The sequence below is a fragment of the Micromonospora sp. M51 genome (assembly GCF_018070305.1).
Lineage (GTDB): Bacteria > Actinomycetota > Actinomycetes > Mycobacteriales > Micromonosporaceae > Micromonospora > Micromonospora parva.
Genome location: NZ_JAGPXZ010001334.1, coordinates 1 through 795, shown reverse-complemented (window position 1 = coordinate 795; position 795 = coordinate 1). Strand labels below are relative to the sequence as shown.

General features: G+C 73.7%; 2 protein-coding genes. Both read right to left on the bottom strand.

What is annotated here, in order from left to right; all coding sequences use genetic code 11:
* The coding region (locus KBX53_RS34645) for an alcohol dehydrogenase catalytic domain-containing protein (protein WP_210863999.1) at positions 1–237 on the bottom strand (237 nt) is incomplete at its 3' end.
* Between the two features lie 28 nt (positions 238–265).
* On the bottom strand, positions 266–795 hold a 530-nt coding region (locus tag KBX53_RS34640; RefSeq protein ID WP_210863998.1), incomplete at its 5' end, for an HAD family phosphatase.

Sequence of the window (795 nt, the reverse complement as noted above, 5' to 3'; positions counted from 1 at the left end):
ACCGATCAGGTCGGGATCGACCCCCGCGCCGACCGCCTCGACCACCCCGGCGCCGTCTTGCCCGGGAATCTGCCACCCGTCCGGCGGTGAACTGCGGCGGGACTTCCAGTCGGTCGGGTTCACCCCGGAGACCGCCACCCGCACCAGGACCTCGCCCGCACCCGGTTCCGGCACCGGCCGGTCAACCAGAGAAAGCACCGACGGGTCGCCGGTGCGCTCGTACACGATGGCCTTCATCCGTGGTCTCTACCCCGCTCGGCCCCGGTCAACCCAGCTCGTCCACCAGCTCCGGGGTCAGCGCACCGATCGCGTCGAGCGTCACCACCGCCAGCCCCGCGGCGTCCGGATCGAGCGGGTACGAGCCGTGCGGCACCGCCACCACGCGCATCCCCGCCGCCGCTGCCGAACGCACCCCGTTGGACGAGTCCTCCACCGCCACGCAGCGGGTCGGGTCGACGCCCAGGCGCTGCGCCACGCTCAGGTACACGTCCGGCGCGGGCTTGCCCCGCTCGGTCTGCTCGGTGGAGAGGGTCGCGCCGAACGCGTCGGTCAGGCCGGTCGCCGCCAGCGCCGCCTCGATCAACCGGGTCGGCGACGAACTCGCCAGCCCGAGCGGCCACCGCGCGGCCAGCCGGCGGACGACCTGGTCGGCACCGTCGATGAGGGGTACGTGCTCCCGGTAGCGGCGGGTCATCTCCTCGACCACCTCGACGGCGACCTGCTCGGCGGTACGCCCGACGCCCAGCTCCCCGCTGAGGTAGTGGGCCCACTCGCCGGTGCTCATCCCCATCAGTC